20 protein-coding genes are annotated in these 22,710 nt (G+C 64.2%); 11 read left to right on the top strand and 9 right to left on the bottom strand.

What is annotated here, in order from left to right; all coding sequences use genetic code 11:
- The first annotated feature begins 47 nt into the window (after positions 1–47).
- From AB7532_RS09745 to AB7532_RS09710, 8 genes are all read left to right on the top strand, one after another.
- The gene (locus AB7532_RS09745; RefSeq protein WP_441234585.1) at positions 48–1,319 is read left to right on the top strand and encodes an FCSD flavin-binding domain-containing protein; all 1,272 of its coding nucleotides are present in this window, start codon (positions 48–50) and stop codon (positions 1,317–1,319) included.
- Complete coding sequence (gene soxX, locus AB7532_RS09740) at positions 1,312–1,758, top strand: sulfur oxidation c-type cytochrome SoxX (protein ID WP_441234584.1); 447 nt, start codon at positions 1,312–1,314, stop codon at positions 1,756–1,758. Before AB7532_RS09745 ends, soxX begins: the two co-directional genes overlap by 8 nt.
- A gap of 4 nt (positions 1,759–1,762) precedes the next feature.
- Positions 1,763–2,230 carry a SoxY-related AACIE arm protein gene (locus AB7532_RS09735; RefSeq protein WP_441234583.1) on the top strand — a complete coding sequence of 156 codons (468 nt, stop codon included), beginning with the start codon at positions 1,763–1,765 and terminating at the stop codon, positions 2,228–2,230.
- Positions 2,230–2,547 carry a thiosulfate oxidation carrier complex protein SoxZ gene (gene soxZ / locus AB7532_RS09730; protein WP_441234582.1) on the top strand — a complete coding sequence of 106 codons (318 nt, stop codon included), beginning with the start codon at positions 2,230–2,232 and terminating at the stop codon, positions 2,545–2,547. The genes AB7532_RS09735 and soxZ overlap by 1 nt, the downstream gene beginning before the upstream one ends.
- Positions 2,544–3,323 (top strand): sulfur oxidation c-type cytochrome SoxA, encoded by a 780-nt coding sequence (gene soxA / locus AB7532_RS09725; RefSeq protein ID WP_441234581.1) that lies wholly within the window; start codon positions 2,544–2,546, stop codon positions 3,321–3,323. Before soxZ ends, soxA begins: the two co-directional genes overlap by 4 nt.
- A gap of 78 nt (positions 3,324–3,401) precedes the next feature.
- On the top strand, positions 3,402–4,724 hold the full coding sequence (locus AB7532_RS09720) for an extracellular solute-binding protein (protein WP_441234580.1): 1,323 nt from the start codon (positions 3,402–3,404) through the stop codon (positions 4,722–4,724).
- Positions 4,721–5,656, top strand: coding sequence for a carbohydrate ABC transporter permease (locus tag AB7532_RS09715; protein ID WP_441234579.1), 936 nt, complete (start codon positions 4,721–4,723; stop codon positions 5,654–5,656). Before AB7532_RS09720 ends, AB7532_RS09715 begins: the two co-directional genes overlap by 4 nt.
- Complete coding sequence (locus AB7532_RS09710) at positions 5,653–6,477, top strand: carbohydrate ABC transporter permease (protein ID WP_441234578.1); 825 nt, start codon at positions 5,653–5,655, stop codon at positions 6,475–6,477. The genes AB7532_RS09715 and AB7532_RS09710 overlap by 4 nt, the downstream gene beginning before the upstream one ends.
- A 72-nt stretch (positions 6,478–6,549) precedes the next feature.
- Here the strand turns inward: AB7532_RS09710 and AB7532_RS09705 are convergent, their stop codons facing one another.
- Positions 6,550–7,554, bottom strand: coding sequence for an NADP-dependent oxidoreductase (locus tag AB7532_RS09705; RefSeq protein ID WP_441234577.1), 1,005 nt, complete (start codon positions 7,552–7,554; stop codon positions 6,550–6,552).
- A gap of 66 nt (positions 7,555–7,620) precedes the next feature.
- Positions 7,621–8,541, bottom strand: a complete 921-nt coding sequence (locus AB7532_RS09700) for an oxidoreductase (RefSeq protein WP_441234576.1) — start codon at positions 8,539–8,541, stop codon at positions 7,621–7,623.
- A gap of 48 nt (positions 8,542–8,589) precedes the next feature.
- On the opposite strand from AB7532_RS09700, the gene AB7532_RS09695 reads away from it, so the two are divergent.
- Positions 8,590–9,141: a TetR/AcrR family transcriptional regulator gene (locus AB7532_RS09695; protein ID WP_441234575.1), complete on the top strand. Its 552-nt coding sequence runs from the start codon at positions 8,590–8,592 to the stop codon at positions 9,139–9,141.
- A gap of 107 nt (positions 9,142–9,248) precedes the next feature.
- On the opposite strand, the gene AB7532_RS09690 is transcribed toward AB7532_RS09695, so the two are convergent.
- The 3 genes from AB7532_RS09690 to AB7532_RS09680 all read right to left on the bottom strand — a co-directional run bounded on the left by AB7532_RS09690 (position 9,249) and on the right by AB7532_RS09680 (position 12,792).
- On the bottom strand, positions 9,249–10,913 hold the full coding sequence (locus AB7532_RS09690) for a regulator (protein ID WP_441234574.1): 1,665 nt from the start codon (positions 10,911–10,913) through the stop codon (positions 9,249–9,251).
- 4 nt (positions 10,914–10,917) lie between these two features.
- Positions 10,918–11,622, bottom strand: a complete 705-nt coding sequence (locus AB7532_RS09685) for a cysteine hydrolase family protein (protein ID WP_441234573.1) — start codon at positions 11,620–11,622, stop codon at positions 10,918–10,920.
- Positions 11,623–11,823: 201 nt separating this feature from the next.
- Positions 11,824–12,792, bottom strand: a complete 969-nt coding sequence (locus AB7532_RS09680; RefSeq protein ID WP_441234572.1) for a hypothetical protein — start codon at positions 12,790–12,792, stop codon at positions 11,824–11,826.
- A 161-nt stretch (positions 12,793–12,953) separates the two neighbouring features.
- On the opposite strand from AB7532_RS09680, the gene AB7532_RS09675 reads away from it, so the two are divergent.
- Entirely contained in the window at positions 12,954–16,430 is a 3,477-nt protein-coding gene (locus tag AB7532_RS09675) for an indolepyruvate ferredoxin oxidoreductase family protein (protein WP_441234571.1), read from the top strand.
- A 252-nt stretch (positions 16,431–16,682) separates the two neighbouring features.
- Here the strand turns inward: AB7532_RS09675 and AB7532_RS09670 are convergent, their stop codons facing one another.
- From AB7532_RS09670 to AB7532_RS09655, 4 genes are all read right to left on the bottom strand, one after another.
- Positions 16,683–18,407 carry an FAD-dependent oxidoreductase gene (locus AB7532_RS09670; RefSeq protein ID WP_441239223.1) on the bottom strand — a complete coding sequence of 575 codons (1,725 nt, stop codon included), beginning with the start codon at positions 18,405–18,407 and terminating at the stop codon, positions 16,683–16,685.
- A gap of 58 nt (positions 18,408–18,465) precedes the next feature.
- The gene (locus tag AB7532_RS09665; protein ID WP_441234570.1) at positions 18,466–19,485 is read right to left on the bottom strand and encodes a S1C family serine protease; all 1,020 of its coding nucleotides are present in this window, start codon (positions 19,483–19,485) and stop codon (positions 18,466–18,468) included.
- Between the two features lie 105 nt (positions 19,486–19,590).
- Entirely contained in the window at positions 19,591–20,040 is a 450-nt protein-coding gene (locus tag AB7532_RS09660; RefSeq protein WP_441234569.1) for a hypothetical protein, read from the bottom strand.
- A gap of 7 nt (positions 20,041–20,047) precedes the next feature.
- Complete coding sequence (locus AB7532_RS09655; protein ID WP_441234568.1) at positions 20,048–21,646, bottom strand: GMC family oxidoreductase; 1,599 nt, start codon at positions 21,644–21,646, stop codon at positions 20,048–20,050.
- A gap of 201 nt (positions 21,647–21,847) precedes the next feature.
- On the opposite strand from AB7532_RS09655, the gene AB7532_RS09650 reads away from it, so the two are divergent.
- Complete coding sequence (locus AB7532_RS09650; protein WP_441234567.1) at positions 21,848–22,636, top strand: thermonuclease family protein; 789 nt, start codon at positions 21,848–21,850, stop codon at positions 22,634–22,636.
- Positions 22,637–22,710: the final 74 nt, after the last annotated feature.

The following is a 22,710-nucleotide window of genomic DNA, read 5'->3' as shown; positions in this document are numbered from 1 at the left end:
ACTGCGGCGGCCACAAGGGCCGCCGCAGCATTTTCCGGACAAGATTCATGAATGTGCCGGTGACACGGCGAAATGCCGTCCTCGGCATCACCACCGCAGCCACATCGCTCGCCATCCCTTCGATCCTGCGTGCGCAATCGGCGGGCCGCATCGTCGTGGTCGGCGGAGGGTTCGGAGGCGCGGCCTGCGCCCGCGCGCTGAAGCGCGCGCACGGAAACTTGCAAATCATCCTGATCGAACCCAATGCGGTCTTCACCTCCTGTCCCTTCAGCAACGAGGTCATCGCAGGCCTGCGCGAGATCGACGCGCAGCAGTTTGACTATGACAAGCTCGCCGCCGAAGGCATCACCGTGATCGGCGAGGCCGTCACCCACATCGAGCCGCAGCAGCGCAGTGTCGTGACGGCCGATGGCGTTGCGCTGCCCTATGACCGTCTCGTGCTCTCACCCGGCATCGACTTTCATTTTGAGGCGTTGCCCGGCTACGACGAGGCCGCGTCGGAAAAGATGCCGCACGCCTGGAAGGCCGGTGCGCAGACGCTGCTGTTGCGGCGACAATTGGAGGCGATGGAAGACGGTGGCACGGTCGCCATCGCAATCCCCGCCAATCCCTCGCGCTGCCCGCCGGCGCCTTACGAGCGCGCCAGCCTGATTGCGCATTATCTGAAAACGAAGAAGCCGCGCTCGAAAGTCCTGATCCTCGACGCCAAGGACAATTTCTCCCAGCAGCGGCTGTTCGAGAAGGCATGGAAGGAGCTTTACGGCGACATGATCGAACGCGTGGCCCTGTCGCAAGGCGGCCGCGTCACCTCAGTCGATGCTTCGACGAAGACCATTGTCACCGAATTCGGGAACTACACGCCTGATGTCGCCAATGTCATTCCGCCGCAGCGTGCGGGACATATTGCCGGGATCGCTGGCGCAGCGGATGCGACCGGCTGGTGCCCCATCGACCCCGTCAGCTTCGAATCGAAGCTGGTCAAAAATATCCACGTCATCGGCGATGCCTGCCTCGGCGGCGGCATTCCCAAATCAGCCTCGGCCGCGGGCGCGCAAGGCAAGGCCTGCGCAGCCGCGATCGTCAACCTGCTCGCGGGCCGCGCGCCGGAGACGCCGCGGCTGACCGGAATCTGCTACAACACCGTCGCACCCGGCTATGGCTTTTCCCTCGCCGGCAACTATCAGCCCAGGGGCGATATCTTCGCCGAGGTCGAGGGCGGCGCGACCAGCCCGGTCGATGCGCCGCGCGAGCTGCGCGCCCGCGAGGCGGCCGAGGCCGCGCGCTGGTTTCAAACCATCACGGCGGACACGTTTGGCTAGAGCATCCGTCCATATCGCCGCGCTGATCGCCGCCGGTCTTGCGTGCGCCGCGAACGCAGACGAGCTTGTGCCCTACAAGGTCACCGGCGACGGCATCGCGGAATCGCTTACGGGCACGCCCGGCGATGCCGCGCGCGGACGCGCGCTGGTGCTGGCGCGCACCACGACTTGCATCCTCTGCCATTCCGGCCCCTTCCCGGAAACGCGATTCCAGGGCGACCTCGCACCTGATCTCGCCGGTGCCGGGAACCGCTGGACGGCGAGCCAGTTGCGGCTTCGGCTGGTCGATGCCGCGCGCTTCAACCCCGAGACCATCATGCCGTCCTATTATCGCAACGACGGCCTCGTGCGGGTCGGACGTAATTTCGCCGGCAAGCCGATCTTGTCCGCCGCGGAGATCGAGGACATCGTGTCTTTTCTTGCAACGCTTCGGGACTAGATTCATGCCGACCACGCGACGACAATTCCTGAGCCTTGCCGGAAGCATGACGGTCGCAGGCACAATCCCGATCGTCACGCTGCGGCCGCTCGAGGCGACACCGGCGATGCTCACCGCCGCGATCCGCAACGTCGTCGGTGAGGCACCCGTCCGCGCCGGCAAGGTCAAGCTCGACATTCCGCCGCTGGTCGAGAACGGCAACACCGTGCCGATGACCGTGAGCGTCGCCAGCCCGATGACGGCGACCGATTACGTCAAGAGCATTCACGTCTTCAACGAGAAGAACCCGCAGCCGAACGTCGGCAATTTCTATCTCAACCCCTCCTCCGGCCGCGCCCAGGTCTCGACAAGGATCCGTCTCGCCGACACCCAGAAGGTGGTGGCGATCGCACGCCTGTCCGACGACACATTCTGGCAAGTCACAACCGAGATCGTCGTAACGCTGGCCGCCTGCACCGAGGAGGCGAACTGATGGCTGCGCTCATCAACGTTCCCGCGAAGGCCAAACGCGGCGACATCATCGAGATCCGCACGCTGACCTCGCACATCATGGAGACCGGCTTCCGCCACACCATGGACGGCGCGCTGGTGCCGCGGGACATCATCACGAGCTTCACCTGCAGCTACAACGGCACCGAGGTGTTTCGCGCCGACCTGTTTCCCGCGATCGCGGCCAACCCCTACCTCTCCTTCTTCACGGTCGCGAAGGAGAGCGGCAAGTTCGAGTTCGAATGGATCGGCGACAACGGCTATTCGTCGACCGCATCGGCATCGATCACCGTCGAATGATTTTTTGGCGCGCGATAGCGGCGGCAGCGCTTGTTGCCACGGCACCCGCCCTGCTCGCCGGCGAGATCCCGTCCGACGCACGCCGCTCCGGCTATTCCTTCATGGGACCTGATACACGCGCCATGCAGGATGACGACACCTCCAACCCCGGCATGCTGTTCGTGCTGGACGGCGAGACGCTCTGGGCAAAGAAGACCGGCAGCGCGGACAAGGCCTGCGCGGATTGTCATGGCGACGCAAGGAGCAGCATGAACGGCGTCGCAGCGCGCTATCCAGCCTTCGACAAATCGCTCGGTCGCCCGGTCACGCTCGACCAGCGCATCAATCTCTGCCGTGCCAATCATCAGCAGACGACACCGCTTCCCTACGAAAACCGCGACCTCCTGGCACTGTCCGCCTTCGTCGCCCATCAATCGCGCGGCGTCGCAATCAGCGCCGGCGACGATCCGCAGCTGAAGCCCTTTGTCGAACAGGGCCGCGACCTCTTCATGCAGCGCGAGGGCCAGCTCAACCTCGCATGCACCAACTGCCACGACGACAACTTTGACAAGCGCCTCGCCGGCGCGCCGATCACGCAAGCGCAGCCGACCGGCTATCCGCTGTATCGGCTGGAATGGCAGACGCTGGGATCGCTGGAACGGCGGCTGCGCAGCTGCATGAGCGGCGTCCGGGCACAGGCCTATGATCACGGCTCGCCCGAACTCGTTGCGCTCGAACTCTATTTGATGTCGCGCGCGCATGGCATGACTGTTGAGACGCCGGCCGTGCGGCCCTGAATTTCGCAGATTAGGGCTAGGCAGACGCGGAACGGCCGCTAGTATCCGCCCAAATTGAGTCACAGGGAGGGACCTCAAGTGGTCAACCACAAAATCTCGCGTCGTACGTTTTTGACAGGCACTGCTGCGGCTGGCGCGCTCAGCCTGACGGGAATGCCGGCGCGCGCCGAGGTGAACTGGAAGAAATACGCCGGGACCAAGCTGGAGGTGATTCTCGCCAAAGGTCCGCGCGGCGACAATCTGCAAAAGAACCTCAAAGAATTTACCGATCTCACCGGCATCCAGGTCGAAGCTGAGCAGATTCCCGAGCAGCAGCAGCGCCAGAAGGTCGTGATCGAATTCACCTCGGGACGGCCGAGCTTCGACGTCGTCCATCTCAGCTATCACGTGCAGAAGCGGCAGTTCGAGAAGGCCGGCTGGCTCGCCGACCTGACGCCCTACATGAAGGACCCGAATCTGACCGCGCCCGACCTCGTCGAGAGCGACTTCTCGGCCGCGGGCCTGCAATACGCCAGGAACGACAAGGGCCAGATGCTGTCGCTGCCCTGGTCGGTGGACTATTTCATCCTCTACTATAACAAGGAGCTGTTCGCGAAGAAGGGCGTCGCCCTCCCCAAGACCCTCGACGAGATGGTCGTGGCCGCCGAGAAGCTCACCGATCCCAAGGAAGGCATTTACGGCTTCGTCGGACGCGGTCTGCGCAACGCCAACATGGCGATGTGGAGCAACTTCTTCCTCAATTATGGCGGCGAGTTCCTCGATGCCAAGGGCAACATCCTGACCGATGGTCCGGAAGCCATTGCCGCGACCAAGATGTATCAGACGCTGCTGACGAAGTCGGCGCCTCCCGGTGTCGTCGGCTTCAACTGGATGGAATCGATGGCCTCCTTCACGCAAGGAAGGTCCGCGATGTGGATCGACGGCGTCGGCTGGGCGCCGCCGCTGGAAGATCCGGCCGCCTCGCGCATCGTCGGCAAGGTCGGCTACACCGTCGTACCCGCCGGTCCCAAGGGACAGTATTCCTCGACTTATGGCGACGGCATCGGCGTTGCGGCGGCGAGCAAGAACAAGGAAGCTGCCTATCTGCTCTGCCAATGGGCGGTCTCGAAGCAACAGGGTGCGCGCCTGCTCCAGGCTGGTGGCGGCGTGCCGTTCCGCAACTCGATCCTGGGCGATCCCGAGGTCCAGAAGGGCGTGAAGACCAAGGAGTGGCTGCAATCGGTGATCGAGGCGGGCAAGATCAGCAAGCTCGGCCTGCCCGTCGTGGTCCCGGTCGCCGAATTCCGCGACATCGTCGGCGCGGCGGTCACCGCGACCCTGTCCGGCGCCGATCCCGCAGCCGAGCTGAAGAAGGCCAACGATCAGTACCGGCCGATCCTGGAGCGTAGCGAGAAGACGTGAGTGCGTTGACACAATCGACTCCGGCCGCGGCACAGTCTGCCGCGCCGGAGAAGGAGTTGCGGCCGCCGTCCTATTGGCCGTTCGTGGTGCCGGCGCTGGTCGTCGTGCTTGCGATCATTATTTTCCCGTGGGTCTTCACCATCTGGATGAGCTTGAACGAATGGAAGGTCGGTTCGGCGACCACCTTCGTCGGGTTCTCCAACTATCTCAGGCTGACCACCGATCCCCGTTTCATCGAGGCGATCGGTCACACGCTGGTCTACACCGCACTGTCGGTGCTGCTGCCGCTGGTGTTCGGCACCTTCGCGGCCGTTGTGTTTCACCAGAAATTCGCCGGCCGCGGTTTTCTGCGCGGCGTCTTCATCATGCCGATGATGGCAACGCCCGTCGCGATCGCGCTGGTCTGGACCATGATGTTCCACCCGCAGCTGGGCGTGCTGAACTATCTGTTGTCGCTGGTCGGAATACCAGCGCAGCTCTGGGTATTTCATCCCGCAACCGTGATTCCCTCGCTGGTGCTGGTCGAGACCTGGCAATGGACCCCGCTGGTCATGCTGATCGTGCTCGGCGGTCTCGCCGCGATCCCGTCCGAGCCCTATGAGAGCGCCCAGATCGACGGCGCCAATCTCTGGCAGGTGTTCCGCTTCATCACGCTGCCGCTGATCATGCCATTCCTGTTCATCGCCGGCATGATCCGCATGATCGATGCCGTGAAGAGTTTCGACATCATCTTCGCGATTACCCAGGGCGGCCCGGGCACCGCGTCGGAGACCATCAACATCTATCTCTACAGCGTCGCCTTCACCTATTACGACCTCGGCTACGGCTCGGCGATCGCGGTGATGTTCTTCCTGCTCATCGTCCTGCTTGCGGCGGTGATGCTGTATGCCCGCCAGCGCATGGTGTGGACCGAGATCGAGAGCGGCGCATGACACCCCGTCAGATCATCGGACAAATCGGCCTGTGGCTTTCGGTGTTCGTCATCGTCTCGCCGGCAATCCTGTTTTTCCTCTGGATGCTGTCGTTGTCGCTCAAATTCGAGATCGACAACGCGGCCTACCCACCGGTGTTCTTCCCCGAGCATATCGCATGGAAGAACTATGCCGACGTGCTCGCGTCCAACCGCTTCCTGACCTATTTCATCAACAGCCTGATCGTGACCGGCAGCGCGACGTTGCTGGCGCTGATCGTCGGCGTCCCCGCGGGCTACGGCATCGCGCGCATGTCCGCGCACAAATCCGCGATCGTGATCCTGATCGCCCGCATCACACCCGGTCTGTCCTATCTGATCCCGCTGTTCCTGCTGTTCCAGTGGCTGGGACTGCTCGGCACGCTGGTGCCGCAGATCATCATTCATCTCGTGGTGACAGTACCGATCGTGATCTGGATCATGATCGGCTATTTCGAGACCACGCCACTGGAGTTGGAGGAAGCCGCCCTGATCGACGGCGCCACACGCTGGCAGGTGTTCCGCCATGTCGCCCTGCCGATCGCGAAGCCCGGCATTGCGGTCGCCTTCATCCTCGCAGTGATCTTCTCCTGGAACAATTTTGTATTCGGCATCGTGCTGGCGGGACGCGAGACACGCACCCTGCCCGTCGCCGTCTACAACATGATCTCGTTCGACCAGTTGAGCTGGGGGCCGCTGGCCGCCGCCGCGCTGATCGTCACGCTCCCGGTGCTGCTGCTGACGGTGTTTGCACAGCGGCAGATCGTGGCCGGACTCACCGCGGGAGCCGTCAAGGGCGGGTGATCGCTGCTCATCCTTCGAGACGGCGCTGCGCACTCGCAAGCGGCGCGTGCGACAGCGCTCCTGTGAGGGCGTTCAACTGATTTGGACGACGACCTTCCCCTTGGTCCGTCCTTTCTCGAGATATGCGAGCGCTTCTTTTGCCTGCTCGAACGGAAACACCTTGTCGATCACCGGCCGGATGTGCCCGGCCCCGAGGAGCTCACCGATTTCTGCGAGTTGACCGCCGTCCGGGTGCACGAACAGGAACGAATACGTCGCGCCGGTCGCCTTGGCGCGCCGAAATATCTTGCGGCTCAGCAATCCGAACAGGAACACCATGAAGACATTCATGCCGCGGACGCGAGCAAATGCGGCGTCGGGTGGCCCGACGAGCGAGACGATTGCGCTGCCGGGTTTCAATATCCGAAGCGACTTCTCGATTGCGTCGCCCCTGACCGTACCCAATACGGCATCGTAGCCGCGCAACACATCCTCAAATGGCTGCTTCTTGTAGTCGATCACCTCGTCGGCTCCGAGGCTCCGGACCATATCCACGTTTCCGGTACTCGTCGTCGTCGCCACTTTCGCGCCGAAATATTTCGCGAGCTGGATCGCGAAAGTACCGATGCCGCCCGCGCCTGCCGGGATGAACACCTTTTGACCAGGCTGGAGCTGTGTGCGTTCCTTCAGCGCCTGCCACGATGTCAGTCCCACCATCGGTATCGAGGCCGCCTGCACGAAGTCGAGATTTGCCGGTTTGAGCGCGGCGGCCGTCTCGGGCACGGTCGCGAACTCGGCGAGAGCACCCGTGCCGCTCACGTCGAAGATGCTGGCGAAGACGGCGTCGCCCGGCTTGAAGCGGGTGACGCGACTTCCGACCTCCACCACGACACCGGCCAAATCGCTGCCCAGCGTGGCCGGAAGCTGAAAGCTGAGGATCGGCTTAAACGTTCCCTTCGGAATCATGGTGTCGATGGGATTCAAACCAGCCGCGTGGACCTGGACGAGAATCTCGTTCGGCTTCGGCACCGGCCGAGGGGTATCAACGAACGCGATCTGGTCCGGTTTGCCATAATGCTTGAAGACGAGTGCTCTCATGTTTGCCTGTGTCCGGTTTTCGGGTCGTCGCTGTGAGCCGGAGCCATTTGCAACGATCGCGTGCGGTCAGAAGGCACGGGCCGTGCGCGACGGCTGCGATGCGGTTGCTGCATCGAGCCGCAGGTCCTTTCGGATCCCGGCATCAACCAGGCCGGCCGGGGCAAATCTGCGAAGCAGCCGCAGGCGTTTCGCAAGCTTGCCGGCCGTGTACCGGACTTTCGGCTGCGCCGCGCTGGCCACCCTCAGAACGGTGTCGGCCACGACGGCTGGCTCCTCGGCCGTCGTCATCACCTCGTTCACCCGCTTGCTGACCTGCGCGCGCGCCTCGCGATAATCGTCGAGCTTGGCATCCGGCTCCATGAAGTTCGCGTCGAATGGGGTCTTGGTGTACGCAGGCTCGATGACCGAGACCCGGATGCCCCTCGTGCGCAGCTCGTGGTCGAGCGATTCCGAATAGCCTTCCACGGCGTGCTTGGTGGCGGCGTAGAGCGCGCCGTAAGGCATCGGCAGAAAGCCGAGCACGGAGCCGATGTTGACGATGCGGCCATTCCGCTGGCGCCGCATGTGAAGCACGACGGCGCGCGTCATCCGGACCAGTCCAAAAAAATTCGTCTCGAAAATCGATCGGGCCTGTTCGATCGAGCTCTCTTCCGCGCCCGCCGGAGCAACGCCGAAACCGGCATTGTTCACGAGCAGGTCGATACGACCCTCGCGCCGTATGACTTCGCCGACGGCGGCTTCGACGGATTCATCGCTGGTCACGTCGAGGGCTAGCATCTCGAACGATCGCTTGCCCTGGGCACCCCGTCGGCTGGTGCCGTACACCTTGTAGCCGGCTTTCGCGAGCCGCTCCGCCGTGGCTTCGCCGATGCCTGACGAGGCGCCGGTAACGAGTGCGATTTTCGTGTCGGTCGTATTCACGAGCTTCTCCTGTAAGGGTGCCAGCCCCAAATAGATTTGATTACGATCGTAACTATTGATATACATGACGATCGTAATTATAACTGTCAAGACCCGGGACCGAGGATTTGCGAGATGCGCGTTTCAAAGGAACAGGCGGCCAAAAATCGCGAACGTATCCTCGAGGCTGCCTCCCGCCTGCTGCGAGAGCGTGGCATTTCCGGCATGGGGGTGGACGCGCTGGCCGACGCCGCCGGAATGACCCATGGCAGCCTGTACAGTCAGTTCGGCTCGAAGGAGCGGCTTGTCGAGGAAGCCGTGGCCCATGCCATCGTCGCCAAAGGGCGCGAAGTGCCCGAAGAATTTGCGCTCGGCGACTACGTGTCCGAATACCTCTCGACGGGGCATCGCGACCAACCGGGAAGCGGTTGTCCTTTTGCGGCGCTATCTTGTGAGATATCCCGCCAAAGCGGCGGCGTAAGAGACCGTTTCACGGCCGGGGTGCGAGGCATGATCCGGCTGCTGAGCAGTCGAATAACCTCGGCGCTGAAGCCACGGCAGCGCGAGGAGGAGGCGCTCGCGATGGCCGCGTCCCTGGTCGGGGCACTGGTGCTCGCCCGGGCGGTGAACGATCCCAAGCTGTCGGACGACATACTTCGCGCCACCAGGAATCGGTTCGGCAATTGATCGCGCGCCGTTTGATGGGACGGAGGCAATCGAGCAGCAGGCTGGACGAAGACGAAGATGTGGCCGGGTGACACGATGTCCCCGGCCACGACGCTTGCTGGCCCAGCTTACTCCGCCGGCGCCGCGTGCATCTCCGCATGCGGCACATAGTGCTCGCTGGTACGCCGGCTGAGAACGTACAAACCGGCAGCCATCGCGGCATACGCGAAAGCGACGGACGGCGTGACCCCGAGCCCTCCACCGATGCCGACGGCTTCGCCATGCATGAAGCCGAAGTACGTCAGCACCGCACCGACCAACGCAAAGGCCGAGGCCTTCTCGAAATCACGCTCGATGATGAAGACGCCGATCGCACCCAGGATGAGGCCGCCGAGGATGGAGCCACCGCCCATGATCTCAAGCCCGTGGTAGAACACGCCCTGCTGCGGCAGTGCGGCGATCGCGGCGGTCTTGACCGCGTCGGCCTTGTCGGCTGCCATGCCACCGACGGTCGCAGCCGCATTCATGGTCGAGCCAAGCATCGTGTCGATCTGGAGCTTGGCCCACGCCGCAAGATGCGGGGTCAAGGCCAGCACGATCGCGGGCGCGTGCTTGACCGGCGTGGTCTGGAACGCCTGCGCGCCGATCAGCATGCCGATATAGAGCAGGATCGGCGAGATCGCGACGACAGGCACCAGCGCCAGCAGCACCGGGATGATGCCAAACCAGGATAGCACCACCACCATGATGCCGGTCGCAGCCGAATAGCCGATACGGCCGCCCATCGCCTTCCAGCCGGGATGGCCGATATAGACCGCGTTGATGAACGGGTTGCCCATCAGGCAGCCTATCAGGCTGACGACGCCGTCGGCGGTCAGCACGCGCGTGGTCGGGTATTCGTCGCCGGCCGCTTCCGCGCTCTCGACATTGTCCATGGCCTCGACGAGGTCGTAGATGCCGAACGGAATCGCAGTAACCAGAATGATGCCGAGGAATTCGAAACCGGAGAAGACGTAGCCCACGGCCGGGATCGGCACCGAGAAGCCGAAACTGGCAAACGCATCGCCGACGCCCTTGATGCTCAGTCCGCCGAGATTGAGACCGAACAGGTTCGAGCCCCATGCGATGATCATGCCGACGGCGATGGCGACGAGACCGGCCGGAATGCCGCGCCAGTATTTCACGCCACCGAACCAGCTCACCAGGATGATGGCGAAGCAGACCAGACCGATCTGCGGCGTCATGTACATCTCCAACGCAGGACGCATCGAGATGAAGGTGACGGAGACGCCGGCGAGCGTGCCGAGCAGCGCCGCGCGCGGCGTGACCCTGCGGATGAAGGGCGCAATGAAGCCACCGATCATCAGGATGAAACTCTGGAAGAAGACCCAGACGAGACCGGCCGACCAGCCCTTGAGGGGATCACCGGTCTTGATCGTGATCGGCAGCATGATCACGAAGGTGACGATGAACATGTGCGGCACGCTGACGCCCGACGGCAGCGCGCAGACGTCGTTGCGGCCGGTCTTCTGCGCAAGGCGATAGGCGAGATACGCGTAATAGAAGGTCGACAAGCACATCATCAGCCCGAGCGCGGGCAGGATGCGGCCGAACACGAGACTATCAGGCATCTTCAGGACGAAGCGCAGCAGCCCCGTGAGCACCAGCATGTTGACGAGAATGTTGGTGCCGAAGCCGAAAAACGCGTTCCAGTCGCCCGGTGTCCATAGTGCCGGCTTGAACCCGGACGTATTGCTCTCAGATTTGCCGGCCGTCCCCGTCAATGTGCTCATGACATTACCCCTGTGTGGTCGAAGTCTTCATTGCCTCCAAGACCGCGGCTGAGTCCGCGACCCAGCCGAAGATGCCGCCCTGGGCCTTGATCATCTTCAAGCCCATCTCGTGAAACTCGGGGAAGTAGGACGCGCAGCCGTCCGAGATGACGACGCAGCGATAGCCGCGGTCATTGGCCTCGCGCACGGTGGTGTTGACGCAGACTTCGGTGGTGACGCCACACACCAACAGATTCTCGATGCCGTATTTCTCCAGCACGTCCGTGAGCTCGGTGGCGTAGAACGCACCCTTGCCCGGCTTGTCGATCACGACCTCGCTGTCGAGCGGATAGAGTTCGGGGATGATGTCGTGGCCGGCCTCGCCGCGAATGAGAATGCGCCCCATCGGGCCGGGATCGCCGATGCGCAGAGACGGCGCGCCGCGCTCGACTTTCGCCGGCGGCGCATCGGAGAGATCGGGCAGATGGCCCTCACGGGTATGGATCACCAGCATGCCGGTGTCGCGCGCGGCCTTCAGCACCGCTCCGATCGGCTTGACTGCGCGTGCAAGCTGACTGACGTCATTGCCGAGCGTCTCGCCAAAGCCGCCGGGCTCCATGAAGTCGCGCTGCATGTCGATGATGAGAAGCGCGGTGCTCGACCAATCGAGACTGATCGGCTCGGGCTCGGCGCTGATGACGCCCAATGTCGGCTTGGTTGAGTTCAACATCACGCCCCTCGCGAGAACTCTCTTTGCGAGGAGTTCTGCAAGCGGCGTGCCATTGTGTACAATTGCGATGGAGCGCGAGCCGCAAGGGAAATCGTTGCGTGCTCAGAAGGTTACGTCATCCATCGACGTCTGCTTATTCTCTGTGCGACGGCTTTCCCACGTGCATTTGCTTAAGGGATGAGCGACCGTAAAGCGCACTTCTCAGCGGCCAGTATCTCCATACAGCAGCCGATGCTCTTGCTCGTACGGCGCATAGGACTCCTTCAGCGTCGCCATGTTGAGCAGCATGGTCGCCACCACCGCACCCGCCTTGTCGAACACCCGCGTCTTCGCCCAGGCGCTCTCGGTGCGGCGGCTGCCGGAGAGTGCGACCACTTCGCGCTCGACCTCGTACTCCTCGTCCACGAACAGCGGCCCCTTGATCAGCCTGATCTCCTGATCGGCGAACAAGCCGACCGCCGGGCCCTTCGTCGGCAGCGGATCGTCCTTGGAGCGGTACTGAAACAGCACGCTCAGCATCTCCATCGGGATGATCGCCCTGCCCCAGGGATTCGAAGAAGGATTGTCCGCTCCGGAATAATATGGCGAGTTCTCGGTGATGACGGCGAGCTTTTGCCGCAGCGAAAACGGATAGAGGTCGCCCATATTCTGATCGAACGCCATCCGCACCGTCTGCCGCCTGCTCGTCTGTGCCACTTTCACATCGCGCAGGATCACGGGATCGGCGAGCGGCTTGAGCTCGCCAAGGCGTGTCTCGAGCGCAGTCGCGGCCATCGTATCGCCGACCGAGGCCGTGCCGCGCAACACCTCGGTGCCGTCGCGCTTGACCATCTGGATCAGGCTTTGATTGGTGCCGGGCAACGGCTTCGACAGGATCGCCTGCACCTCCTCGCCTTCGTAACAGACGCTGCGGTAATGCGCGGAGAGGCATCCGCTCTCGAACCACGCCTGTCCCCACAGCCGCGCGCCGAGAGGTGCAAACTGGCTGAAATGCGTGGGACCTTCGATGGTGCCGCCCTTGAAGCCGAGCTTCTGCGCGGTGGCGTCGTCGTGGATCGAGGCATGCGCGTCGTAAGTCTGCGCTTGCAGCATCTGGCGCGGCTGGCGCCACGGTCCGGTCAGGGCCTCGGTCGTCTCAGTGATCTCGGTGTCGAATGCGTTCGCAATCATGGTCGTCTCCGCTGCAAGCCATGACTAGCAGGAGCGCCACGGATGCGGCCAGCGATATTGACTTCGGCTCCCCATGCTCTTGACTGTCACAATTCGCGTCGCGCAGCCGCAATCCCTCCCGCAGCGCACACCCCGCCGAACGACAGACGAGGACTCCTGAAATGGCGCTGATGCAGGTCGAGCTGGACGACAAATACCGGCTCGAATCGAAGCGGATATTCCTGTCCGGCACGCAGGCTTTGGTTCGTCTGCCCATGTTGCAGCGCGAACGTGATCGGCTCCAGGGACTCAACACCGGCGGCTTCATCTCCGGCTATCGCGGTTCCCCGCTCGGCATGTACGACCACGCGTTGTGGCGGGCGAAGTCGCACCTTCAAGAGCACGACATCGCCTTCGTCCCCGGCCTGAATGAGGATCTGGCTGCGACCGCCGTCTGGGGCAGCCAGCAGGTCGGCCTGTTTCCCGGCGCCAAGGTCGATGGCGTGTTCGGCATCTGGTACGGCAAGGGCCCGGGCGTCGACCGCTCGGTCGATGCGCTCAAGCATGCCAACGCGGCCGGCACCTCGCTCAATGGCGGCGTGCTGGCGCTCGCCGGCGACGACCACGGCTGCCAGTCCTCGACGCTGGCCCACCAGAGCGAGCAGGTGTTCGCGGCGGCACTGATCCCCGTAATCAATCCGGCGACGCTGCAGGACTATCTCGACCTCGGCCTCTATGGTTTCGCGCTGTCGCGCTTCTCCGGCTGCTGGGTCGGCTTCAAGGCGATCAGTGAGACCGTCGAGAGCTCGGCCTCGATCGACAGCGACCCCGAGCGCATCAAGATCGTCCTCCCCGACGATTTCGAGATGCCCCCCGGCGGCCTCAACATCCGCTGGCCCGATCCGCCGCTGGAGGCGGAGCGGCGCCTGTTCGGCCCTAAGATGGCCGCGGTGCAGGCCTTTGCCCGCGCCAACCGGCTCGACCGCATCGTGCTCGATTCCAAGCCGGCCCGGCTTGGCATCGTCGCAACCGGCAAGGCCTATCTCGATCTGCGCCAGGCGCTGGCCGACCTCGGTATCACCGACAAGGACGCGCAGGATCTTGGTTTGCGTATCTACAAGGTCGCGCTGACCTGGCCGCTGGAGGAAAGCGGCGCAAAACGTTTCGCCGAAGGCCTTCAGGACGTGCTGGTGGTCGAGGAGAAGCGCGGCTTCATCGAAGACCAGTTGATGCGCATCCTCTATAATATCGATGCGTCCCGGCGCCCGACCGTCACCGGCAAGCGCGATGAAAGCGGCGCGCCGCTGCTGCCGAGCGAGGGCGAGCTGACGCCGACCATCGTCGCGGGTGCGCTGGTGGCGCGCTTGCGCAAGCTCGGACATCACAGTCCGGTGCTGGAGCAGCGCCTCGCCCGGCTCGAGGCGTTCGACAATCCTGTTACCACCACCTCGCAGATCAAGCTCGCGCGCACGCCGTTCTTCTGTTCGGGCTGCCCGCACAACACCTCGACGCGCGTGCCCGAGGGTAGCCGCGCCATGGCCGGCATCGGCTGCCACGGCATGGCCCTGAGCATGCCGACCCGCCGCACCGACCTGATCTCGCATATGGGCGCCGAGGGCGTGAACTGGATCGGCCAGTCGCCCTTCACCACCGAGAAGCACATCTTCCAGAATCTGGGCGACGGCACCTACACCCATTCCGGACTTCTCGCCCTGCGCGCCGCGTCGGCCGCCGGCATCAGCATCACCTACAAGATCCTCTACAACGACGCGGTGGCGATGACCGGCGGCCAGCCGGCCGAGGGCGCCTTCAACGTCGCGCAGATCGCGCACCAGGTCTGGGCCGAGGGTGTCAAGCGCCTCGCGATCGTCTCGGACGATCCGAGCAAATACCCCGAAGGCAACTACTTCCCGCAGGGCGCGACGATCCATCACCGCCGCGAGCTCGATGCCGTGCAGCGCGAGCTGCGCGACATCAAGGGGCTCACGGTCGTGATCTACGACCAGACCTGCGCCGCCGAGAAGCGCCGCCGCCGCAAGCGCGGGCTCTATCCCGATCCCGCCAAGCGGGCCTTCATCAACGAGCTCGTCTGCGAAGGTTGCGGCGATTGCTCGCAGGCCTCCAACTGCGTCTCGGTGCAGCCGCTGGAGACCGAGTTCGGCCGCAAGCGCCAGATCGACCAGTCGAACTGCAACAAGGACTTTTCCTGCGTCGAAGGCTTTTGCCCGAGCTTCGTCACCGTGCATGGCGGCTCGCTGAAGCGGATGAAGACCTCTGCGGTCGATTCAGGCCAGCTGTTCGCCGATCTGCCGCTGCCGCCCGCGCACGAGCTGGAAGGCCCCTACAACATCCTCGTCACCGGCATCGGCGGCACCGGCGTCATCACCATCGGCGCCCTGCTCGGCATGGCCGCTCATGTCGACGGCCGCGGCTGCTCGGCACTGGATTTTACAGGCCTGTCGCAGAAGAACGGCGCGGTGATGAGCCATGTGCGCATCGCGCCAAAGCCGGAGGATATTTCGGCGGTCCGCATCACCACCGGCGGCGCCGACGTCATCCTCGGCTGCGACATGATCGTCTCGGCCGGCCCCACAGCGCTCAGCCGCGCCGAGCGCGGCGTGACCAAAGCCTATATCAACGCCGATCTGCAACCGACCGCGAGCTTCGTGCAAAACCCAGATCTCGATTTCGAAATGGGCACGATGCAGACCGTGCTGCGCGACGCCGTCGGCGACAAGAACCTCGACATCATCGACGCCACAGGCATCGCCTCGGCGCTGATGGGCGACAGCATCGCGACCAATCCCTTCATGCTCGGCTTCGCCTTCCAGAAGGGCGCGATCCCGCTGTCACTGGAGGCGCTGCTCCGCGCCATCGAGATCAACGGCGCCGCGATCGAGATGAACAAGCTCGCCTTCACCTGGGGCCGCCTCGCCGCCCACGACATGTCGCGGGTCCGCAGCGTGCTGCAGTTCAAGAGCCGCGCCTCCGCGCCGACCAAGTCGCTCGACGACATCATCGCGACCCGCGCCGAATTCCTGACCTTCTATCAGGACAAGATTTATGCCGACCGTTATCTCGCGGCCGTCGCCAAGGTGCGCAAAGCGGAAACGACCGCCTCGCCCGCGTCGACGGAGCTGACCGAGGCGATCGCCAAGAATTTGTTCAAGCTGATGTCCTACAAGGACGAGTACGAGGTCGCGCGGCTCTACACCGACGGCAGCTTTGCCAAAAAGGTGTCCGAAAAATTCGACGGCGATTTCACGCTGAAATACCATTTGGCGCCGCCGATCTTCGCGCAGCGCGACAAGACCACCGGTCACCTCCAGAAGCAGGAGTTCGGTGGCTGGATGCTCCATGCCTTCCGCGTGCTGGCCAAGATGAAGTTTTTGCGCGGCGGCGCACTCGACCCGTTCGGCCGCACCGAGGAGCGTCGGACCGAGCGGCAGCTGGTCGCGGATTATCTCGGCATGATCGACCAGCGGGTCGCCGCGCTGAAGGCTGAGCAGATCCCGCTGCTGACACGCCTCGCGCGTGTGCCGGAAACGATCCGCGGCTTCGGGCACGTCAAGGAAGCCAACATCAAACTGGCGGCGGCCGAGAAGGCTCGGCTGGAGGCGGAGCTGGAAAACAGCCGCTTTGCGGCGGCGGCGGAGTAGCAGGTCAGCCCGAACTCTCACCGCGCGTCATTGCGAGGAGCGAAGCGACGAAGCAATCAAGACTGCCTCTACGGAAAGACTCTGGATTGCTCTTCGCTACGCTCGCAATGACGAGATTGAGGGACGCGCTCGCCGCAGTGTCATCGCCCGCGAAAGCGGGCGATCCAGTACTCCGAGACAGTTGTGATTGAACCGAGAAGCCTCGGCGTACTGGATGCCCCGCCTTCGCGGGCATGACGGCGGTGAGGATGGTTAGACCGAACTTGCGGCCATGCCCGCGACGCCTGCCGCCCCCTCCGCCAGATGCCGCCCCGCGATATACCCGAACGTCAGCGCCGGCCCGAGCGTGATGCCGGGCGCGGGATAATTCCCGTTCATGATCGATCCCATGTCGTTGCCGCCGGCGTAGAGACCCGCGACCAGCGTGCCGTCCTCGCGCAGCACGCGACCTTGCGCATCCACCTTCATGCCGATGGCGGTGCCGAGATCGGCCGGATAGATGCGCATCGCGAAGAACGGCGCGCGGAGGATCGGTGCGACGCAGGGGTTTGGCTTATGCGCGGCATCGCCGAGGTGCCGTTGGTAGATGGTGCTGCCACGCCCGAATTCGGGATCGCGCCCCTGCTTCGCATCGGCATTGTAATTTGCAACTGTTGCAGAAAGCTCAGCCGGCTTGATGCCGATCTTCGCCGCGAGCTGCGCGATGTCCGGCGCCTGCACCAACTCGCCGCTCGCCACATAGCGCCGAATGCCACGCGTGAACGGCTTGATGCGGCCGAGGCCGTAGCTCCACAGAAACGGACGGTCACAGATCAGATAGAACGGCCGGGCAGGCTCGCCATTGCCGTCGCGCAGCATGGCGAGCACGAACTCGTGGTAGGACAGCGCCTCGTTGACAAAGCGCCGGCCTGCGGCATTGACGGCGATCACACCGGGCTTGGCGCGATCCGTCACCGTATGCGGAAACACACCGCGACTTCCATCGGCTCGGCGAAACAGCGAGGCCGGCACCCAATAGGCCGGACTCGTCGCTTCGGTATTGAGCGCAGCACCGGCCGTCGCCGCAAGCCGAAGCCCGTCGCCTGTGCCCGCCGAGTTGGTGGCTGAGACGAATCCGGCCGCTGGCGGAAAGAAGCGTTTGCGTAAACCTGCGTCGTGAGAGAAGCCGCCGGTCGCCAGCACCACCCCGCGGCGCGCGGCGATGATGCGATCGCGCGAGCCGTGGCGAATGACCACGCCACTGACGCGGTCGCCCTGCATCGACAATTCTTCAACATCCGCGCTGAACAGCACTTCGACCTGCCGCGCCAGCAGCGAGGCATACAGCCGCGCCGCGAGCGCGTTACCAAGATGCAGCGTCGTGCCGCGCGGGCTGCGCAGGCGTTGCAACGCGTAGTCCGAGATCAGCCGCGCCGCGCGCAGGGTCGAGCGCAACGATTTTCCGATCCGGCGCAGATGCGGGATGTCGAGGCGATTGACCATCATCCCGCCAAACAGCGTGAACTCCGGCAGCGGCGCGCGCAGTCGCGCGAAATGCGCGCCCAGCCGCGTCCCATCGAAAGCGACCGGCTCCAGCACGCGTCCGCCTGCTGTCGCGCCCAGCCGCTCCGGATAATAATCCGGGTAGACTTTCACCGGTTGCAGCCGCAGGTCCGTGTTGGCTTCGAGCCAGGCCACCGCCTCCGGTCCGCGCGCAAGGAAGGCGGCGCGGAGACCCGCATTGGCGGACTCGGGGACCGTGCTCGACAAGTACTGGACGGCCTCCGTGACGCTGTCGGACAGCCCCGCCTCTTTCATCCTGGCATTGGCGGGGATCCAGACCATCCCGCCGGACCACGCCGTGGTCCCGCCGACGAAGGCGGTCTTCTCGATCACCAGCACGCGCAGACCTCCGGCGGCGGCCACCGCCGCAGCCGTCATCCCACCGGCGCCCGCGCCGATGACAATAACGTCGTAGGTCTCATGCGCCGGCATCATGCGGCAGGGTCCGGAGGCGAGGCATGACACCGTCATACTCCGCCTCGCCTGCCCAACGCTAGCGTTGCGGCTTGCGCTCGATCGGGTCGATATCGATCGCCCGCAGGCGGCCGAGCCGCAGCACGTCCATCGAGAGCCTCCGGCCGATCCGGTCGCGGTCGAGCACGCGGATCAGATCGTCGACACCCTTGATCTCGACGCCGTCGAGGCTGATCACGACGTCACCGGGCAGCAAGCCCGCCTTCGCCGCCGGTCCATCCGGCTCGATCTGCATCAACAGCGCACCCATCTTGTTCTCGACGCCGGCCAGCACCGCATGCCGCCGCGGCACAGGCGCGGTCTGTCCGGCAACGCCGATATAGGCGCGGCGGACGTAGCCGTGGCGGATGATCTCCGACAGCACAAATTGCGCGGTGTTGCTGGCGACCGCAAAGCAGATGCCCTGCGCGCCATTGATGATGGCCGTGTTGATGCCGATCACCTCGGCATTCGAGGACACCAGCGGCCCGCCGGAATTGCCTGGGTTGAGCGCGGCATCGGTCTGGATCACGTCCTCGATGGTCCGTCCGCTCACCGAACGGATCGAGCGTCCCAGCGCCGAGACCACCCCCGCGGTCACCGTTGATTCGAAGCCGAGCGGATTGCCGATCGCGATCACGAGCTGGCCGCGCCGCAATGTCTTGGAATTGCCGAGCGCGGCGTAGGGCAGATCGCGCACGCCGTTGGCGCGCAGCAGCGCGAGATCCGTATCGGGATCGACGCCGAGCACCCTTGCGTCACCGACGTTTCCTTCGACATCCCGCAGCCGGATCTCCTTGGAGGAGCCGACCACGTGGCTGTTGGTGAGCACGAGGCCATCAGGCGAGATCACGATGCCGGAGCCGAGCCCGCCGCGCTCGCGGCCGTTCGGCACCTTCGGCCCGGTTTCGACCCGCACGACCGCGGGGCCGACACGCTCGGTTACGTCGATCACGGCATTGGAATAAGCATCCAGCAAGGCCCGGTCGTCGACCGGGTCAGACGCTGTCGTTCGCGATGACGCAGGGTCATCGACGATATCTGAAGTGAAATCCAGCATGGCAAAAGTCCTTGAGGCTCACACAAATGGTGGCCTGTTCCTGCCGCCGCAAGTGGCCCTGCCGGGACGCAAGACTGGGTTGCCAGGACTTGATTGCCCAGATGGCTAGGGCGCCCCCCGAAGCGTTCCAGCCCTTTCCTTGACGGGATCGAGCAACGACCAGTCGCCATCCGGGAGCACATAGCCCTTGGGAAACGGCGCGCGCAGCTCAAGCCCGAGCGAACCCAGCACGCGATCGTCGCGGTAATAGCATTGCAACACCACGCGGACGAGCGTAGCGGCCGCCGCGCCACCGTTCTTACGAAACTCCTGGGCCACCGCGTCGCGCTTCGTAGCGTCGAGCTCCGCGAGCGGCTGGCCAGCCAGCCGCGCCAGATGGTCCAGTGCTGCCGTCACCAATTTCGCGTCGCGGCCGAGTGTGGCCAGGATGTCAGCCTGGATCGCGACGTCGTCGGCGCCGGGCACTTTGAACTCGTCGCTGGCGGGCACGATCATCGCGGCGACGGTGCGGAGGTCGTCGCGCTGAACGCGCGTGAGTTGATTGTCTTCGGACATGACGGCCTCAGTCGAACAAATTGGCGAGACGCTGCTTCATCTGGTCGGCGATGTAGAGCGCGAGGGCCTGGATGGTGGATGTCGGGTTGACGCCGCCCGAGGTGACGAAGATGCTGCCGTCGACGATGAAGAGGTTCTTCACGTCATGCGTGCGGCCCCATTCGTTGACGACGGAGCGCTTGGGATCGGTGCCCATCCGCGCGGTGCCGAGCAGATGCCAGCCGCCCCACGGAATCGGCGAATTGATGCAGAGGTCGGTGGCGCCGGCCATTTCCAGAACCTCGCGGCCGCGATTGAGCGCATGCTCCATCATCTTCCGGCTGTTCTCGCTGATCGTATAATTGATCTTCGGCGCGGGAATGCCGTGGCTGTCCTTCAGCACGGGATCGAGCGTGACCTGGTTGTGCTCCTCCGGCAGGTCCTCGCAGATCGCGGAGAAACCCAGCCGATGTCCGTTGAGCTTGCGGAAGACGCGGTGATGATCCTCGCCCCACGGCAGGATGCCCTTCTGCTCGCTGACGACGGCCTCGAACACCGGCCCGGCGCCGCGTACGAACTGGACGCCATAGCCGCGCACGAAACCGCGCGAGAGATCGGTGTCGTACCACTCCTTGCTCCACAGGCAGGTGGGCGGCGCGCGGTTGCTGTCGGTCGGCTCCTTCACGTAGCCGTAGATCTGCGCATAGGGATGGAACATCAAATTCTTGCCGACGAGGCCCGACGAATTGGCGAGGCCGTTCGGGAAGCGGTCGGATTTCGAATTCAGCAGCAGCCGCGGCGTGCCCACACCGTTGCAGGCGACAATGACGACATGCGCCGGCTGGAACTGCTCGACGCCGTCCTTGTCGTAATAGACCACGCCCGTGGCCATGCCGTTCTCATCGGTGGTGATCTCGCGCACCCGGCAATGCGTGCGCAGCTCGACGCCGGCGCGGACCGCATGCGGCCAATAGGTGATGTCGGTGGAGGATTTCGCGCCCTGCGCACAGGCCGGGGTGCAATGGCCGAGATTGATGCAGCGCGCGCGGCCCTCATAGTCAGTGGTCGCGACTGTCGTGTCCGACGGCCACCAGTGCCAGCCAAGCTTGTTCATGGCCTTGCCGATGATGGCACCCGTCAATCCCATCGGCTGCTGCGGCATCGGCGGATGCGTCAGCGGCGACAATGGATCGCCCGAGAGTCCGGACGTTCCCATCATGCGGTCGTTCTCCTCGAAGAACGGGGTCAGCGCGTCGTAGTCGATCGGCCAGTCGTCGGCGACGCCGTCGAGCGTCTTCACCTTGAAATCGGAAGGATGCAGCCGTGGCCAGTGCGCGGTGTACATTACGGTGGAGCCGCCGACCGCGTTGTAGTTGACGACCTTGATCGGCGAACTGTCGTCGTTAACAGGATAGTCCTCGGGCCGGCCGCGGATGTTGGGGCTCGACGACCACTCGCCGTAGAACTTGGCCTCCCAGTCCCGCCCCGTGCTCGGATAGTCCGCCGGGTTCATCCAGCCGCCCTGCTCCAGGCAGAGAATGTGCATCTTGGTTTCGGCCAGCGACCACGCCATCGCCGCGCCCGAAGCGCCGGCGCCGATGATCAGGACGTCCACGGGGTCTTTCATCGCAACCTTTTCCTCCGCCCTCGCCGCTTCCCGGGCGATTCGGCCGTCACGGCTCGCAAGGCTTGCGCAAACGATAGGGGCAGAGCGACCCGTGAGTAAAGCCGCGAGGCCGGAATGTCGCACTTCGCAGGGCGCAGACCATTGGTATCGTCCCATCCGGATGCTAGGAACGAGGCGCCAGAGCAATCGTAGCGAGACATTATGTCCTTCAGGAATTCATTTGCCGCCGCCCGCGCTTTCGCGCTTGTTTTGTTTCTCGCTCTGTCCGGATTTCTGGGCGCCTCCAGTCCCGCCTCCGCACTGACTGCGGCCGCGACGGTCCGGGACGGCAATTCGATCCAGCTCGGCGACGTCGTCTACCGCCTCGACGGTGTCGACGCACCCGAACTCGACCAGGTCTGCATCGACGATCACGCCGATCCCTGGACCTGTGGCATCGAGGCCCGCGACCAACTGGCGAAGCTGATCAACAAGCGCTCCGTGCGCTGCGACGACGTCGGTCCGGAAAAGAGTTTTGGCAAACGGCACCGCGCCATCTGCACGGCCGAGGGCGACAAGACCAGCCTCAACGAGCAGTTGGTCAAGCTCGGCTTTGCCATCGCGCGCGAGCCGATCAAGGCGAACGTCAAGCCGGGCGCGGCCGAGGCCAGGACCGCCTCGGTCGGGATCTGGAAGGGCTGTTTTGTTGCGCCGCAAGAATTCCGGACCGGCAAGAAGGACGGCGCACTGCTTGGCGCCGCCTGCCGCCCCGACCGCGACAAAGAGATCCGCGCCGTGCTGTTTCCGGACGAGCTGACCATGCCGCCAAGTTGCGCCATCAAGGGCAAGCTCGCGGTACGCGCCCGCGTGACCGGCAATATCGGTATCTACCACCTGCGGGGCTGCCCGAGCTATCCCGCAACCACCAAGCCGGACCGCTGGTTCTGCTCGGAGGACGACGCCCAGGCCTCAGGCTTCCGCAAGGCCTATAATTGCCGCCGGCCAAAGTGAACAGATGGTTCACGCAGCCGTGAGTGGTAGCCGGAGACAGTATTGATCCGGAATTGAACTCCAGGGCGAGTTGC

This window comes from Bradyrhizobium sp. 930_D9_N1_4 (assembly GCF_052076015.1).
Lineage (GTDB): Bacteria > Pseudomonadota > Alphaproteobacteria > Rhizobiales > Xanthobacteraceae > Bradyrhizobium.
This window is presented reverse-complemented; position numbering and strand designations above follow the sequence as displayed.

Excerpts from the sequence above, each read along its gene's own strand:
- AB7532_RS09745 (WP_441234585.1), top strand. The coding sequence starts at position 48 with ATGAATGTGCCGGTGACACGGCGAAATGCCGTCCTCGGCATCACCACC.
- AB7532_RS09735 (WP_441234583.1), top strand. The coding sequence starts at position 1,763 with ATGCCGACCACGCGACGACAATTCCTGAGCCTTGCCGGAAGCATGACG.
- soxZ (WP_441234582.1), top strand. The coding sequence starts at position 2,230 with ATGGCTGCGCTCATCAACGTTCCCGCGAAGGCCAAACGCGGCGACATC.
- soxA (WP_441234581.1), top strand. The coding sequence starts at position 2,544 with ATGATTTTTTGGCGCGCGATAGCGGCGGCAGCGCTTGTTGCCACGGCA.
- AB7532_RS09710 (WP_441234578.1), top strand. The coding sequence starts at position 5,653 with ATGACACCCCGTCAGATCATCGGACAAATCGGCCTGTGGCTTTCGGTG.
- AB7532_RS09705 (WP_441234577.1), bottom strand. The coding sequence starts at position 7,554 with ATGAGAGCACTCGTCTTCAAGCATTATGGCAAACCGGACCAGATCGCG.
- AB7532_RS09700 (WP_441234576.1), bottom strand. The coding sequence starts at position 8,541 with ATGTATATCAATAGTTACGATCGTAATCAAATCTATTTGGGGCTGGCA.
- AB7532_RS09695 (WP_441234575.1), top strand. The coding sequence starts at position 8,590 with ATGCGCGTTTCAAAGGAACAGGCGGCCAAAAATCGCGAACGTATCCTC.
- AB7532_RS09690 (WP_441234574.1), bottom strand. The coding sequence starts at position 10,913 with ATGAGCACATTGACGGGGACGGCCGGCAAATCTGAGAGCAATACGTCC.
- AB7532_RS09685 (WP_441234573.1), bottom strand. The coding sequence starts at position 11,622 with ATGTTGAACTCAACCAAGCCGACATTGGGCGTCATCAGCGCCGAGCCC.
- AB7532_RS09680 (WP_441234572.1), bottom strand. The coding sequence starts at position 12,792 with ATGATTGCGAACGCATTCGACACCGAGATCACTGAGACGACCGAGGCC.
- AB7532_RS09675 (WP_441234571.1), top strand. The coding sequence starts at position 12,954 with ATGGCGCTGATGCAGGTCGAGCTGGACGACAAATACCGGCTCGAATCG.
- AB7532_RS09670 (WP_441239223.1), bottom strand. The coding sequence starts at position 18,407 with ATGATGCCGGCGCATGAGACCTACGACGTTATTGTCATCGGCGCGGGC.
- AB7532_RS09665 (WP_441234570.1), bottom strand. The coding sequence starts at position 19,485 with ATGCTGGATTTCACTTCAGATATCGTCGATGACCCTGCGTCATCGCGA.
- AB7532_RS09660 (WP_441234569.1), bottom strand. The coding sequence starts at position 20,040 with ATGTCCGAAGACAATCAACTCACGCGCGTTCAGCGCGACGACCTCCGC.
- AB7532_RS09655 (WP_441234568.1), bottom strand. The coding sequence starts at position 21,646 with ATGAAAGACCCCGTGGACGTCCTGATCATCGGCGCCGGCGCTTCGGGC.
- AB7532_RS09650 (WP_441234567.1), top strand. The coding sequence starts at position 21,848 with ATGTCCTTCAGGAATTCATTTGCCGCCGCCCGCGCTTTCGCGCTTGTT.